23 protein-coding genes are annotated in these 14570 nt (G+C 28.2%); 10 read left to right on the top strand and 13 right to left on the bottom strand.

The genetic code is table 11. The features are described 5' to 3' along the window. Window positions 1-34 precede the first annotated feature (34 nt). Entirely contained in the window at window positions 35-271 is a 237-nt protein-coding gene (locus tag HA140_RS05390) for a hypothetical protein (protein ID WP_209040101.1), read from the top strand. Between the two features lie 42 nt (window positions 272-313). Further along, on the top strand, window positions 314-478 hold the full coding sequence (locus HA140_RS05385) for a translation initiation factor IF-2 N-terminal domain-containing protein (RefSeq protein ID WP_179850545.1): 165 nt from the start codon (window positions 314-316) through the stop codon (window positions 476-478). A 19-nt stretch (window positions 479-497) separates the two neighbouring features. Here HA140_RS05385 and HA140_RS05380 read toward each other — a convergent pair whose 3' ends face one another. Together HA140_RS05380 and dusB are read right to left on the bottom strand one after the other, a co-directional pair. Continuing rightward, window positions 498-755 carry a DUF2470 domain-containing protein gene (locus tag HA140_RS05380; protein WP_209040100.1) on the bottom strand — a complete coding sequence of 86 codons (258 nt, stop codon included), beginning with the start codon at window positions 753-755 and terminating at the stop codon, window positions 498-500. Between the two features lie 17 nt (window positions 756-772). After that, window positions 773-1780 carry a tRNA dihydrouridine synthase DusB gene (gene dusB, locus HA140_RS05375; protein WP_209040099.1) on the bottom strand — a complete coding sequence of 336 codons (1008 nt, stop codon included), beginning with the start codon at window positions 1778-1780 and terminating at the stop codon, window positions 773-775. A 172-nt stretch (window positions 1781-1952) separates the two neighbouring features. Between dusB and HA140_RS05370 the strand changes: the two genes are divergently transcribed. Both HA140_RS05370 and HA140_RS05365 read left to right on the top strand, forming a co-directional pair. Continuing rightward, on the top strand, window positions 1953-2345 hold the full coding sequence (locus tag HA140_RS05370; protein ID WP_025931985.1) for a hypothetical protein: 393 nt from the start codon (window positions 1953-1955) through the stop codon (window positions 2343-2345). 47 nt (window positions 2346-2392) lie between these two features. Continuing rightward, window positions 2393-2857 carry a hypothetical protein gene (locus HA140_RS05365; RefSeq protein WP_209040098.1) on the top strand — a complete coding sequence of 155 codons (465 nt, stop codon included), beginning with the start codon at window positions 2393-2395 and terminating at the stop codon, window positions 2855-2857. 125 nt (window positions 2858-2982) lie between these two features. Here the strand turns inward: HA140_RS05365 and HA140_RS05360 are convergent, their stop codons facing one another. Beyond that, window positions 2983-3462 (bottom strand): glutathione peroxidase, encoded by a 480-nt coding sequence (locus HA140_RS05360; RefSeq protein ID WP_209040097.1) that lies wholly within the window; start codon window positions 3460-3462, stop codon window positions 2983-2985. A 145-nt stretch (window positions 3463-3607) separates the two neighbouring features. Between HA140_RS05360 and HA140_RS05355 the strand changes: the two genes are divergently transcribed. From HA140_RS05355 to HA140_RS05345, 3 genes are all read left to right on the top strand, one after another. Beyond that, window positions 3608-3850: a lectin subunit alpha gene (locus HA140_RS05355; protein WP_209040096.1), complete on the top strand. Its 243-nt coding sequence runs from the start codon at window positions 3608-3610 to the stop codon at window positions 3848-3850. A gap of 12 nt (window positions 3851-3862) precedes the next feature. Next, entirely contained in the window at window positions 3863-5038 is a 1176-nt protein-coding gene (gene purT, locus HA140_RS05350) for a formate-dependent phosphoribosylglycinamide formyltransferase (RefSeq protein ID WP_209040095.1), read from the top strand. A 93-nt stretch (window positions 5039-5131) separates the two neighbouring features. Continuing rightward, window positions 5132-5332: a hypothetical protein gene (locus HA140_RS05345; RefSeq protein WP_209040094.1), complete on the top strand. Its 201-nt coding sequence runs from the start codon at window positions 5132-5134 to the stop codon at window positions 5330-5332. 14 nt (window positions 5333-5346) lie between these two features. On the opposite strand, the gene HA140_RS05340 is transcribed toward HA140_RS05345, so the two are convergent. The 7 genes from HA140_RS05340 to HA140_RS05310 form a co-directional block, all read right to left on the bottom strand. After that, complete coding sequence (locus HA140_RS05340; protein WP_011863053.1) at window positions 5347-5508, bottom strand: hypothetical protein; 162 nt, start codon at window positions 5506-5508, stop codon at window positions 5347-5349. 393 nt (window positions 5509-5901) lie between these two features. After that, the gene (pepN, locus tag HA140_RS05335; protein WP_209040093.1) at window positions 5902-8508 is read right to left on the bottom strand and encodes an aminopeptidase N; all 2607 of its coding nucleotides are present in this window, start codon (window positions 8506-8508) and stop codon (window positions 5902-5904) included. A 50-nt stretch (window positions 8509-8558) separates the two neighbouring features. After that, complete coding sequence (locus tag HA140_RS05330) at window positions 8559-8840, bottom strand: hypothetical protein (RefSeq protein ID WP_245156202.1); 282 nt, start codon at window positions 8838-8840, stop codon at window positions 8559-8561. Between the two features lie 155 nt (window positions 8841-8995). Beyond that, window positions 8996-9712 (bottom strand): MBL fold metallo-hydrolase, encoded by a 717-nt coding sequence (locus HA140_RS05325; RefSeq protein WP_209040091.1) that lies wholly within the window; start codon window positions 9710-9712, stop codon window positions 8996-8998. 66 nt (window positions 9713-9778) lie between these two features. Further along, window positions 9779-10081, bottom strand: coding sequence for a hypothetical protein (locus HA140_RS05320; RefSeq protein ID WP_025931974.1), 303 nt, complete (start codon window positions 10079-10081; stop codon window positions 9779-9781). 45 nt (window positions 10082-10126) lie between these two features. Beyond that, window positions 10127-10312 (bottom strand): hypothetical protein, encoded by a 186-nt coding sequence (locus tag HA140_RS05315; RefSeq protein ID WP_011818521.1) that lies wholly within the window; start codon window positions 10310-10312, stop codon window positions 10127-10129. A gap of 107 nt (window positions 10313-10419) precedes the next feature. Next, complete coding sequence (locus HA140_RS05310) at window positions 10420-10800, bottom strand: DCC1-like thiol-disulfide oxidoreductase family protein (RefSeq protein WP_209040090.1); 381 nt, start codon at window positions 10798-10800, stop codon at window positions 10420-10422. Between the two features lie 199 nt (window positions 10801-10999). Here HA140_RS05310 and HA140_RS05305 point away from each other — a divergent pair, with 199 nt between their 5' ends. Together HA140_RS05305 and HA140_RS05300 are read left to right on the top strand one after the other, a co-directional pair. After that, the gene (locus HA140_RS05305) at window positions 11000-11137 is read left to right on the top strand and encodes a hypothetical protein (protein ID WP_002806597.1); all 138 of its coding nucleotides are present in this window, start codon (window positions 11000-11002) and stop codon (window positions 11135-11137) included. 110 nt (window positions 11138-11247) lie between these two features. After that, complete coding sequence (locus HA140_RS05300; protein WP_209040088.1) at window positions 11248-11514, top strand: hypothetical protein; 267 nt, start codon at window positions 11248-11250, stop codon at window positions 11512-11514. A gap of 428 nt (window positions 11515-11942) precedes the next feature. On the opposite strand, the gene HA140_RS05295 is transcribed toward HA140_RS05300, so the two are convergent. After that, entirely contained in the window at window positions 11943-12260 is a 318-nt protein-coding gene (locus tag HA140_RS05295) for a DUF3303 domain-containing protein (RefSeq protein ID WP_209040244.1), read from the bottom strand. Window positions 12261-12938: 678 nt separating this feature from the next. Continuing rightward, window positions 12939-13418, bottom strand: coding sequence for a GNAT family N-acetyltransferase (locus tag HA140_RS05290; protein ID WP_209040087.1), 480 nt, complete (start codon window positions 13416-13418; stop codon window positions 12939-12941). Between the two features lie 20 nt (window positions 13419-13438). Here HA140_RS05290 and HA140_RS05285 point away from each other — a divergent pair, with 20 nt between their 5' ends. Continuing rightward, window positions 13439-14119, top strand: coding sequence for a peptidase E (locus HA140_RS05285; RefSeq protein WP_209040086.1), 681 nt, complete (start codon window positions 13439-13441; stop codon window positions 14117-14119). Between the two features lie 21 nt (window positions 14120-14140). Here HA140_RS05285 and HA140_RS05280 read toward each other — a convergent pair whose 3' ends face one another. Then, complete coding sequence (locus HA140_RS05280) at window positions 14141-14545, bottom strand: hypothetical protein (RefSeq protein ID WP_209040085.1); 405 nt, start codon at window positions 14543-14545, stop codon at window positions 14141-14143. Window positions 14546-14570: the final 25 nt, after the last annotated feature.

The following is a 14570-nucleotide window of genomic DNA, read 5'->3' as shown; positions in this document are numbered from 1 at the left end:
GGCATATAAAAATAGTATTAGATAAATTTTTTTTATGAAAAAAATTGTTTTATTTTTATGTGTATTAGTTTTTTCAATATTTTCTAATACGAATAATTTATTAGCAAAAGAAATTGAAAATAACATTAAAGATAATATTTCTAATGAAATTGAAGAAGTTAAGCCTGATAATAAAAAAACTAATATTTCTAATTCTTCGGTAGAAGATATATTTGGTGATGAACAAACTTTTCCATTCGTTGCAGGTTTAGGGAAAAATGCAGCCCATTGATTTTAAGGTTATTGATAATGTAGAAAAGATTTTTTAATACTAATGAAAGGTCTTAGGGTCCTAGAACTTTCTGAAGCACTTACTGTTGATAGCGCTGATTTATTAGCTGTTTGTGCAATTTTAAAAATAAAAGCCACATCTAGATTAAGTATGCTTTCATTTGAAGAATGTAAAAAGATAACTGATTACTATGAAAATAAAAATTAGAATTTTTTTATAAATTATTTTATTCTTTAATGTCTTTAATCATTGATACTAAAGTTGAATGAATTTCTTCTTCAGATATTTCATTTTTAAAATTGATAATTGCTGATTGGCCATCGTAATTGATTTTTATATAACTGTTATTAATTTCTTCCATAAAGGCATTCTCAAATGTTGATATCTTTGCATAATGGGTAAGATATTTGTGCACTGAATCAATGTGATCATTGTTCATGTGATTACAAACTCTTTTACTTGTTTCTTTACTAATAATTTTCATTTAAAGAATATTTTTTTTTAAGCTAATCTATTTTTTTCATTATTCAAAGTTTTAATCATTTTAATTATTAAATTTTTAACTTCATTTTTGTCAACAGCTCTAACCAAGTTATTTCTCAAATTTGATGCTCCTTTAAAGTCTTTGCATGTCCATGAGATATGTTTTCTTGCAATAAGCAATCCGTGATCTCCTTTTTCTTTTATTAATTCATCAAGATGCTCAATAATTAAATATAGTTTTTCTTCTGTGTTTGGTTCTTTAAAATTTTTATTTTCTCTAAGAGCATAATCTATTTCTCCAATTTTCCATGGCGATCCTAAAATTCCTCGTCCAATCATTACACCATCAGCATTTGTTTTTTTTAAACAATTAAGAGCGTCATCTGGATTTTTGATATCTCCATTAGCAATTACTGGAATTTCCAACAACTTTTTAAGTCTCCCGATCATTTCCCAATCTGACTTGCCTGAAAACCCCTGTTTTCTTGTTCTTCCATGAAGTGTGATCATCGTTGCTCCCGCATCTTGAAGTTTAAATAAGAAATCCTCTATATTCTCTTCTTTACTATCCCATCCGAGTCTTGTTTTTACTGTTACTGGAACACTAACAGCTTTTACAACATTTTTGACTAATTCTATAGCAAGTTTTCTGTCTTTAATTAAGGCACTGCCTCCACCTTTCTTTGCGATTTTTTTTACTGGACAGCCCATATTTATATCGATTAAGAAAGCTCCAGAGTCCTCAGCTTGTTTCGCAGCTTCAGAAACAGCATATGGCCTATTATCAAATATTTGTACTCCAATTGGACCTTCTTCTAAATCTATTTGATTGATTTTTTGTGTGCCATATCCTTTTTTAAGACTTGTGGCATTTATCATTTCTGTAAAAAGTAAAGAGTTTGGAGCCCATTTACGTACGAGTCGTCTAAAAATATTATCCGTAACTCCTGCTAATGGCGATAGCATTACCTTACTCGTAATTATCCTGTTAACTCCCCTTCCTTTTAGCCTTATATATGAAGACATATAATTTTTAATTGATTTAATTTTTTTCTTTATTATAAATTTAGATATGGAGCTGATTTTATGTTTTCTATTTATTTCTTAATTTATAATAAGTGCTTTTACTAAAATAGGCCTAATTGATTACTTTTTTTGCTAGTTTATGCTGAGTTGAAATTTAAAAAGGAAATTTTTCTTGTTTATATTAGTATCTATTTTCCTTCCAATAATTATTTTTATTGCACCAATAAATGTAAATGCTATGCAAGGTAATTTAGATTTATCAAGTGCTCAAACTTCTGTAGGCAAAAGATTTGCTAAAGTTTTTTGTGATGCTAAGAGGGAAGGTTTAGATTCTGATTTTGCTAGTGAATATGCGTTGAATAATACTTATTTGAAATTTGTAGCATTTCCAGATGATGACGAATATTTGGCTGATTTATGGAACTTCACCCATAATAATATATTAGATAATTGTGGTGAATTTGTAGATATAAATGATCTAAAAGACCTAGAGATTTTTTTTAAAGAAGAAGGTTTAATTGCATCAAATAGGGAACTCTATTTGCCAACTTTTGAGAATAATTAGATTAAATTTTTAGCATGTACTAAAATATAAATAGAATATGAAATTTTATGAAACTATTAGGTTTAAATTCACCTGAAATATTCATAATATTAGTAATTTTGCTTTTAATTTTAGGTCCAAAAAGAGTTGAAAAAGGTTTCTTATTATTCAAAAAACTATTAAAGTTCCTCTTAAGTAAAGATGAAGATAAAAGCTCAGCAAATTCAGAAGTAAAAGCAGAGGAAGCAGAAGAAAGTGAAGTTAAAGAAGAAAAAGTAGAGTCAGAAGTAAAGGCAGAGGAAGCAGAAGAAAATGAAGTTAAAGCAGAAACAATAGAGCCAGAAGTAAAGGCAGAGGAAGCAGAAGAAAGTGAAGTTAAAGCAGAAACAATAGAGCCAGAAGTAAAGGCAGAGGAAGCAGAAGAAAATGAAGTTAAAGCAGAAACAATAGAGCCAGAGGTGAAATCAATTAAACCTAAAAAAAGAACCGTTAACGATGAAATAATTGACGTAGAAGTTGATTCTGAAAATTAACAAGGTTTAAATTAAATATTACTAAACAGGCTTGAATACTAAAACCGGGGATTTTAAGGATAATTTGTTTTTTTTATTTAAGGAGTTTTATTTTTTAATATTTTAATGATAAGAAGAGAAGGTTGTTATGAATCTAAAGCTACTTCGATAGCTGCTATAAAGTTTTCGTCAAACGGTTTAACGCCTGGTTTGAATCTTGCAATTACTTTACTATCTTTCCCTATCAAAAACTTCTCGAAATTCCATTCAACATCTCCCTCGGGTTCAACTTTGTTAAGGGTAGTGTATGGTTCTGTGGTGTTGCCTTTGGCATGAACTTTTTCATAGATTTCAAACTTAACTCCATATTTTGTTGTGCAAAAATCTTTTATTTCTGAAAGAGAGTCGGGTTCTTGTTTTCCAAAATCATTACAAGGGAAAGCAAGTATTCTTAGGCCTTTGCTTGAATATAAATCATGTAGCTTTTGAAGATCCTCATACTGAGCAGTATTTCCGCAATAACTAGCTACATTAACAACTAAAATTACTTCTCCCGAATATTCGCCAAGTTTTATGGATGATCCGTCAGCGGAAAGAACAGTAGTATTTTGTACGTCAACTTGCATGTCTAAAAAAAATCACCCTTTGAAGATAGCATTGTATAGACTTTATTGTGTTTAATTTATCTGGTGGTTATGGTTATTTCTTTTATAAGTTTTAATTTTTCATTTATTTAACCCTTTATAATAAATATTATTAATCAGTTTAAAATTGGACCCTTTAGACCCACTTACTGAAATTATTAATTCCGGTCAAGGTTTTTCACCTGCAATTGCTTTAGAAAGAATTATTTGGGCAATGATTGGAATCTTTTTTTTAGGAGCAATTTCAAGATCAATAACTAATAGTATGCGAAGTCAAAATTGGTTTGGTAGGAATTTTTTATTTAGTTATTCTAAAGATAAAAAAATCACAGATGATACCTCTTCACAACCTTCTGGTGATGACGAATAAGTTTTTATATATATGAAAGAGTCGATTTTTTCTAAAAAGATAATTTTATTGCTTGGTAGTGGCGAGCTTGGAAAAGAATTAGTAATAGAATCTAAAAGATTAGGATTAGAAGTTATTGCAATTGATCGATATGCAAAAGCACCTGCAATGCAAGTTGCTGATTATTCAAGAGTAATTGATATGGGAGATAAAAATATATTAAAAAATGTTATAAAAGAATTTAAGCCTGACTATGTTGTTCCAGAAATAGAGTCACTTTCAATTGAAGCTCTAAAAGAACTCGAGGATGAAGGATTCAATATTGTTCCCAACGCCAGAACTGTAGAAATTACAATGAATAGAGATAAAATTAGAGACTTGGCTGCTAAAGATTTAAAGATTAAAACTGCTAAGTTTGATTATATTTTTGAATTTGATGATTTAGAAAAAAAAGCAGTTGAAATTGGATTCCCACTTTTACTTAAGCCTTTAATGAGCTCTTCAGGAAAAGGGCAGAGTTTGGTTGAAACAAAAAATGATCTACAAAATGCTTGGAAACAGGCACAAGCAAATTCAAGAGGAAAGGTTAAAGGTGTAATTATTGAAGAATTTATTAATTTTGATTTTGAGTTTACTCTTTTAACTGTAAGAAAAGAAAATGGTGAAAATATTTTTTGTTCACCAATTGGACATCTTCAATCTAATGGAGACTATCAATGTAGTTGGCAACCTTTAGATATTAAGGAGTCTTTAATTATTGAAGCCAAGAAAATGACAAGTAAAATATTAAATAACCTTAATGGAGCTGGATTATACGGAGTAGAGTTTTTTATAAAAGGAAGTGAGGTTATATTTTCAGAATTATCTCCAAGACCTCACGATACCGGTATGGTTACATTAGTTAGTCAAAATATTAATGAATTTGAATTGCATTTAAGGGCTTTTTTAAATTTACCAATACCGCATATAGATCTAATAGAACCCTCTGCCACCAGAGTTATACTTTCTAACCAAGAGAGTTTAAACCCTATTTATGAGGGTCTTAATGAAGCATTAGCATTTGAAAAGACAAAAGTTCTCATATTTGGCAAACCTGTTTCCAGAAAAGGCAGAAGAATGGGTGTTGTTCTCTCATCAAATTCAGACATTGATTTGGCTCGAAAAAATGCAGATGAAGCTGCTCGTAAAATAAAAGTCAGTACTACATAATTATTAAATAAAAATAACGAAAAAAATACTTATTTCCTTTGTTTTTGTTTTATGTCTCTCTGGGTATTATTTGAGTATGTTCTTTATTTCATAATGATAGAAAATTATAAAGGGTGGAATATAACTTTAAATTGGGATAATAATGATTATCTCGGGAGGGATACTACTAAAAGTAATTTTTTCAATCAAAAGGAAAAATGGATTGGTGTTCACCTAAATGGTGAAAAAATTTATGGTTCTTCTCTAAAAGAAATTAGGCATATTATTGATTATCCTACTTTGCATGCAAAGTAGGTTAAAAGATTTTTTTAATTATCTTGATTATTTTCATTATCTTCAATAAGTTCATTAGCAAGTTTTCTTAAATCACCCTTAATCGAAACCCATGTAAAGGCGATTATAAAAATTGAAGCAGATATTGCAACAGTGATTTTTTCGATAGGGGACATTCCAAGTGCAATAGCAAACATTTCAAACCAAAAACTAATTTTTCATTATATTGAATTTTTTTAAATAGTTAGAATCAAATTTTTTTTTGCAATGATATTTAATTATTTTAAATATAATAAAATTTAAATTACTAATTTTATTTCTTCTGATTTCAATTTTATTCAGTAATATTAAATTATGGATAAAAAAAAATGCCCCCAATGTAAAAATTTAATTTTAAAAACCTCCCCAACATGTTTATATTGTGGTAGACCTAATAAATTTATAACTAAGGAATACGTAAATAAAAAGTGGAATAAAGATAATAATCAAAATGTATTTGATTATATTTTTATTAATAAGTATTTTGTATTTATTTTGTTTTTAATATTTACAATTGTTGTTATTATATTTAGTTAAATATTATCAATTAATCACTCTATTATTGCATCTAAAACCTCTTTAGTATTTGTTGATAGTTTATTTTTTTTAATCTGCTTGATTGTCTCAACCATATTACTTTTATAAGGGTCTGAATAATAATTGTATCTACTAAATACTTTCACAAAACGGGAAATTACGATTGGATTTAAACTATCAAAGTCAATTATCTTTTTTGCAATATATTTATAACCAGAACCATCCATTGCATGAAAAGTACTATTTTTTGTTACGAAAGTATTTAATATAGCTCTTAAAGTGTTTGGTGATTTTGAATCAAAAAACTTATTTTCAAATAATTTTTCAAGGCTGTTTGTTTTTTCATCAATTTCTATAGATGCATTGAATGAGAACCAACTATCCAAAACGACACTATTATTTTTCCATTTATTGAAGAATATATTTGAAATAATTTTTCTTTCAGGACAATTAATCCTACTGAAAGAATTCAATGCAGCTTTTGCTAGCGTCATCGAATTACTATCGACATAATTAATTATTTTGCCTTTGATTTCCTCATCATTACTATGCAAGAGTAGTTTCCAAATGGTTTCGATTAGTTTTCTTTCATTTTTACCTTCTGGCCAAACTTTATCTAGATTTTCCTCTATTTCTTGGAGCTTAAAATATAATTCTTCTTTTAATTTGGTACCGAATAAATGATTTAATTCGTCAATAGTTTTATATATCTTTAAAGGGTCTATATTTTCTATCTCTGATTCAATTTCAGCAAATGTCGGAATACTTAGTAATTCTGATAAAAGAGACAAATTTATATCTTTATTTCTTATAAATGATATTAAAGTGGTTATTAATTTATTTTCAACTTTGTGATCTGGCTTTTCATCTAATCTGCATAAAATGATCTTATTAAATAATTCTCTTACAGTATTAGATAATGTAAAAAAATCTTTCTCATATTTTAAGATTAAAAATTTTTCATCCAAGGTAGTGTCAGATTCCCAATCAACTGGTGATGAGAATTCGCGAAAATAAGTTACAAGAGGGATTTGGAGGTGTGATCTAACATTCCTAAAAATAAATTCTTGTTTTTTTGTTTTTAAAACTACTGTTTTTTCTATTGTTTTATGGTCTCCGAAAAATATAGCCAGATTTATGGGAATTATTAGAGGTAAATTATTATATGGGTTTTTCTTTATTGGATTACTTTGAGAGGCTTGAATTGTTAGTTTTTCAGATGTTTGATCCCAGATTCTCTTTAATTTAACTTTCGGTGTGCCATTTTGCTTGTACCAGACTTTAAATTCTTCAGGATCAATTTCCTTATTATGCTCAAGAATTTTTTCGACAAATTGGTCTATTGTTGCTGCCTTCCCATCATATGTTGAGATGTAATTACTAAATCCTTTATAGAAATTTTCATCTTTTACAAGCTTATTAAGCATTCTAATTATTTCTGATCCTTTTTCGTATATCGTGGTCGTGTAGAAATTGTCTATTTCTTGGTATCTTTCTGGCATTACAGGATGCGATGTTGGACCAGAATCCTCTCTAAATTGATTTCTTCTAAGAAATTTTGCATCCTCAAGTCTCTTGATTTCGTGATTATGAAGGTCTGCTGTGAACTGTTGATCTCTGAATACTGTTAAACCCTCTTTAAGAGATAATTGAAACCAATCCCTGCAAGTTACTCTGTTACCTGTCCAATTATGGAAGTATTCATGGGCGATTACACCCTCTATTCTCTCTAATTCCTCATCAGTTGATGTTTCAGAATTAGCGAGTATTAGTTTTGAGTTGAAAATATTGAGACTTTTATTTTCCATTGCTCCCATATTAAAGTGCCTGATTGCAACTATATTGAACAATGACAAATCGTATTCAAGGTTATATTTATCTTCGTCCCATCTCATGGATTTCTGTAAGGAACTTATTGCATGTTGCACATATTTTTCATCACCATACTCAACATAAATATTTAGTTTTACTTTTTTATTCGATTTTGTTATGAAATTATCTTTTACACAATTAAGCTTACCCGCTACCAATGCAAATAGATATGAGGGTTTTGGATATGGGTCTTCCCAAATTATTTCATGTCGATTATTTGTAAGATCATTTTCTTTTACGATGTTGCCATTTGAAAGTAAAACGGGATAATCATTCTTGTCGGCCTCAATTCTCACAGTGTATTTGCTTAGAATATCAGGCCTGTCAGAGTGAAAACTTATTCTTCTGAATCCCTCTGCCTCACATTGCGTAGTTATAATTCCATTACTCTCATACATTCCTAAAAGGGATGTATTTTTCTTTGGTTTAATAATTCCTTCTATTTTTAATAAAAAATTATCTTTATTGATATTTTTAATTTTTAAATTATTCTCTTGCTGTTTGTAGTATTTATCTTCTAGTAATGAGTCATCTATAAATATTTTCTTTATTAATATATCAGTACCATCAAGAATTAGATTTCTTGAATTCTTATTCTTTTTTACCAATTTTATTTTGGTCGTAACATTTACAGCATTTTTCTTAATAACGAAGTCCAAAAAGATTTCTGGAATTTCATAATCAAAAACTTTGTAATCTTTAAGTTTTACATTTCTTGAAATACTTTTTTGATTTATTAGATTGTTCATCTTTACAAAGAAATTCAGATGTTAAAAAATTTAGAATATTTATTTTGCAATTATAAGTTAGAACTTTTATCTTCTGATTGACAGAAATGTGCTTTAACTTTTCCTGAGGGAAGTAATTCATATAAAGAAGGATTATTAATATCAGGTGATCCGTCCTTATTAAATTGGTACCTCCAGTCCCATTTTTTATCTGTAAAGGAAATATAATCTTTTTTTAGAGAATATGGAAGCATAAGCTTTTTTTTATTCCAATTAATATTTATAATTGCTCCTGGCTTTAACTCAGATATTTTTTCTACTATGGAAAAGTCACCATTAATATTATTTCTCATCACAATATTAAGCTTTGAATTTTCACATACATAGTTACTATTTAAAGCTAATAATAGTATTGAGGTAATAAAAAATGAATGAATTTTTTGAGCTCCTTTTAAAGTAAATTTACTTTCATCATAAATAATTTAATTAAAGATCTTTTTCGATCGATTTAAATCATAATAGATTGCATACTCTTAAGATCTACAAGATTACAATTTAATTCCTCTTCATAATCCTGAACCGAAATAAAATTATTTAAGAAACCTGAATATTTTGCATCTCCGCCTATCGTGCTTGAAAGTATATATTTTGGATTAAATTTGTTAATCAATTTAGGGATTACATCAGCACCTTTTACAAAAGAACCTACTAGGGGTAATTCTAAATTTTTTGTAGGAGTAATGACTGCATCAAGATTTTGCTTGTTTAAATTTTCATCAAGATATCCATGTGGTTCAATATAAAACCCATTATCTTGATCATCTTTAACAATATATCCGTTTTCTATTTGTGGTACTGGAGCCCCTGCAGTGGCTTCAAAACTTAAATTAAAATGATTTGTCTTTTCAGCTGGCTTAAGCACTTTAATTGAATTAAAACCAACTTTTTTTAATGTTTCAACAGCACTTTTAGGGCAAATTATAGGAATATCCTTTCTGAACATTTCTAATGTTGGAACATGACAGTGGTCAGGTAATCCTTGGGTTAACAAAATAATATCTATTTTTTTATCTATTGAAATTTCTTCTGCTAATGATCCTTTAAAAAACCACTCACCTGGAGGAAATATTAAATCTCCTTTGAGCCAAGGATCAATAATTAAATTGGTTTTTTTAAATTTTATAAGCCAACCATTTGAACCGAGGTAGGTAGCTTCAAAAGTCATTATTAATTAATTGTTTTATTAGACTATAGGGTAATTTTGGCTTTATCGAGAAATTACTAATTTAGATTAGTTTGCTTCATTTAAGATTTGAAATGACTTTCTTTTTAGATTAAATATTAAAACTTGATTATCTTTATAACTAATCTCAAAGTTTTCTTTTTCAAGCATTTGTATTGGTATCAGAGCTAATCCTCCTGTTCCTGAAAATATGATTGGCATGGTGCTATTTTTAGTCCCATTCATTTTTTGTAAGTCAATAGCTTGAGAAACTATTTTTCTTGCTTTATCAAATCCGTAGTCTTCTATTAATTCAGGCCATAAAAAGTTAACTAATTCATATTTTGAAAACTCAATTTGTACTGTTTTCATTAAAAAATAATAGATATATAGTGATTAACTAATTACGATATTTACTTAATTACTATTTTTAAACCTATCCATGACTAGTTGCAACATATCCACTACATCACCATCAGTTAAATTTAAATCTTTCTTTAAGTCATTGCAAGTTAAATTCATTTCAAGTGCCGCTTCAGCCATATGATTAACTTTTTGGTTATCGCCGCCCAATGAAATAAATGGATTGAAGTTTTCTATCATTTAATACTTGTTGTTATACCTTAGTTCTAGCTAAGAAATAATCAATTATCATTTATTGATACAGAAGCTTATAAATATGTTATTTAATATTTAGAAAGTTTTTATTTTTACACTAGAGATATTGATATACCTTTTGATATCAATGCAAATCTTCTAGCTCTCACTAGTAAAGGAAAAATCAGGTTTGTTCGTTTAGATGATTTGAAGACTCTAGAAAGTAACAAAAGTAAACTACTCGAAGGATTATTTATCTGTTTGCAAATAGTATTTATTGCATCTGCTCCATGAAAGATATCTTCATCTTTTAAAAGAATAGCTCCTTTATCTAGGTCATAACCTTTATCTAAGAGGGATTTAATTAAAGTTAAATTTTTGCGGCCATCGAGAATTTTAATATTAGTTATCTTGCTTTTGATTTCTAGGAGCTCAGCAAAATGGTTGCAGAATGGGCATTCTCCATCAAAAATAAATGTATAGTTGGAAGTCATTACAAAAAAGTTTTAATTGTCTTAAAGTACGCCAACAAAGTAGTGTTGCTTTGATAATAAAACAAAAAATAAAAATTTTTGGGGATTTTTATTAAAGGGATAGCAAAAAGATTCTCATAATTACAAAGAAATGTCTCAATATAGGTATATTTTTCATAAAAATCTGTATGCTTACTCGGAGATATTATGTTTTACAATCATGAATTTATTAGCTTCCTTTGCCTTAGGTGGTTTCAATCCTTGGGCAGCAGGCTTTGGAATTGGTTCTTTAGTCCTTTTTGGTCTTGTTGGTCTTGTTGCTGGTCCAAACCTAAAGAATTTTGACCCCGATGCTTAATTTATTAAATTTAATTTAATATGGATTTTTAAAAGACTCATTTGAGTCTTTTTTTATGCGGTTTTCAATATTTATTTTTAGAATCTGATTAATTTATATTCTGACAAGAAATGTTGTTGAATCCTTTTTATCCATTTACTTTTTTGAAGATTACTTCTCTAAAAGGCACTATCGTTTTTTTATTAATACTTTTAATTAAATCAAATTTGCTTAGATTAAAAGGGGGACTAATAGGGGGTCTTTTCGCTTTGATACTCATATCAGGAATTTTTGCATCTAGTACCATAGCTCTAGGATCTTTAATTTATGCATATAGATTAAAGAAATCTAATATTGATGATAATAAAATGCAGGATTTAGAAACTGTTGATGTTTAAGATGTTTTGTAAATTTAATTAAGTTGGATAACCTAAAATGGAGTTCCAGGGACAAAATGCAAGACTATAAATCCAAAACCTGCAGCAAAAACTATTGATACTGCAATGATAAGAAGGCCTGATGCCATTCCCCCTTCATTAAATGCCATATAGTTAGTTATTTTTAAATTAATTAAATTAATAATAGAACAAATATGTTCCCATGTAATAGTTCTAATTACTCAAATATCATCCAAATTTATTATTAATGGTGAATAAAAGTAAAAATATCGATGTTAATGAAAGGACAAAACCAAATATTATTAATGGTTTAGATTTAACATTTTCTTCTTCTTTGGGGCTTTTTTTAGAAGATACTAAATTGCTATTTCTTTTAGAAAGAAGATTGGGAAAAAGTTTATTCACGATAAATTTGAGATCTAAGGTAATTACATTAAAGTTTTAAATAAATCTTTATGGTAATCAACAATATTTTGACAACTTATTACAGGTGTAAATTCCATATGGATGCCAAATTTAGCTCTCCATGGTGCAAAATGCGCAAAAATTTCTTTATCACTATGTGCCTTACATAAACAAACCACCCTACCTTCCCCTGGGGCATGCACTCTAAATAACATCTCAAATTTGTCTGTTTTATCTGATTTAGCGATTTCACCGTTTTCCCATGCCTCCACAAATAATTGATAAGCTTTTACTTGATTTTCAATATCTGGAAATTGGCAGTCAGCAAGAAATAATTGCATTGGAGTATTCTTAGGATTTAACTTATTATCGCTCAAAATTTTATTTATTATATAGTACTGTTTGAATTTGAAGATTAGAAAAAAAATATTTTTCTAAATAAAGTGAGAGGAAAGGGTCTCAAGAAATTTTCCAATATCTTTTTTATATAAACTATCTGTGATTTTTAAGGAGAATAATTCATAATCATTTATGTCTTTCTTTTTGTCAAAATTAATATTTCCCTTTAATGAAATATTTTTCATGAATGTATTGATCACTATTTAAAATTTAAACAAATATATTTAAAAGGCAAATTTCTTTACATTATGTTTTTTATGAGAGAAATTTATTATGCAAAAAAGAGATATATAGTTTATTTAATTTAAGAATTAATTAATTTTCCTAGAATGTAGAAAAAAGAATTAGTTAAAGAAAAAATTACGGTTAACAGAGATGCAATTACGGGTAATAAATTGAACCATAGCTGCGAAGTTGTCATGTTTGAATTAATAGGCAAAAAATTGGTTCTTTTTTTTATTCTTATTTGCAGCCAGAAAACAGATAATGGGTAAATAATTCTTGAAAAAGTAATTAAAAAAGAGGGCAGAATACCATTTTTTGAATAAAGTATAAATCCTGAAAAAAAGTACAACGTCCAAATTACAACTCTTTGAATTAAGATTAAGCTCTTTTTTTTGCTAGACATTATTAATTGATTTTATAGTTTTAGTCATTTTATATCTTTCAAAAAAAATGTTATTTATAATAACTTTTTCTTTACGTATAATTTCCCATTCATTTTTAAGAAATAATTTATAACTTATTAAGCTTGCTTCAGTATAAATAGAGTCTAAACCTTCTTTCTTTGCTTCATCTTCTAATTTATGAAGTAACTTTGAGCCGTAGCCTTTTCTCTGAAATTTACCTTTACAGTAAAATAGCGCAATTTTATCTGTGGGATATCTTGTGGCAAAAGCAATAACAATTCCTTTTTTACTTATAAGCCATCCTTTTCCTTTAATTATTGACTTATCAAAATTTGGGTTATTCCAAGCTTGGCTTGACCAGGCTCTTTTTTTTTCTTGACAATAAATTTTTTCATCTAAGGATTGAATTGAATCAAAATAGACTTTCTTTAATTCAAGTTGATCTTTAATGGTAATTTGTCTTAAATTCATATACAAATTTATTATTTAATATGCTTAGTAAAAATATAGTCGCAATTGGGGGAGGAGGGTTTGGACGTTCATTAGGCTCTCTTGAAATTGAAAAATATTTAGTTTCTTTAAGTAATAAAAAAAGACCTAAAATTTGCTTTATTCCAACAGCATCTGGGGATAGTAGTTTGTACAAACTAAATTTTTATAGAGCATTTTCTAAACTTGATTGTATAACAAGCCATATTGATTTCTTCTCTAGAACAGAAAACTTAGAAGATAAAGTTTTAACGCAAGACATCATTTATGTTGGCGGAGGAAATACAAAAAGTATGTTAGCTGTCTGGAAAGAATGGAATTTGCATGAAATTTTGCGAAATGCTTATGAAAAAGGAATTGTGATGAGTGGTGTAAGTGCTGGGGCTATTTGTTGGTTTGATAAAGGTATAACCGATTCTTATGCCGAAGAATTAGCCATAATTGATTGTTTAGGAATAGTTAAAGGCATTGCTTGTCCGCATTTCGATGAAGAAAAAGAAAGGGAACCATACGTAAATGATCTTATTCAGAGAGAAATTATTGAATCTTGTATATGTATTGAGGGCAATTGTGCCTTGCACATCAAAAATAATAGTGAATATTCTTCAGTAGATTTTGGTAATGGTAGAAACTGCTTTAGAGTTACAAGGGAAAATAATATTATAAAGAAAGAAATTCTTTGAAAAAAATATTTTTAATTTATTTTAGATCTCATCATTCTTCGAAATAGAAGTAAATTCAATCCCTTTGTATTTTACGAAAGATGCAGTCCATACCTCTTTTGAGAGATTACCAAGGTATTTAAGAAACTGTTGTGTATCTCCATCTCTTATCCATTCAGATTTAATGAATGGAAGCTCTTTCTGCATTCTTTTAGGATGCATATGAACAAGGAGCAAACCTTTTTCTTCAGAAGCCCTTTTTAAAGAACCTTCATCACTTCTTTGAAACACTCTCATTAAGAGATTTAAAATTACCTCTTCTCCAAGTTTCTTGAAATTTTCTGATTCATCTAAATTATCTTTAATTTCTTTACCTCCAAGAGGCATTGCTCTTACTAGGTTTTGCTCTATTAAAGCTATTGCAATTAGATAATCTTGGCTAGCCATATTCTAAAATAATACTTTTTTTTAT

This window comes from Prochlorococcus marinus CUG1417 (assembly GCF_017695975.1).
Classification (GTDB): Bacteria; Cyanobacteriota; Cyanobacteriia; order PCC-6307; family Cyanobiaceae; genus Prochlorococcus_A; species Prochlorococcus_A marinus_AG.
This window is presented reverse-complemented; position numbering and strand designations above follow the sequence as displayed.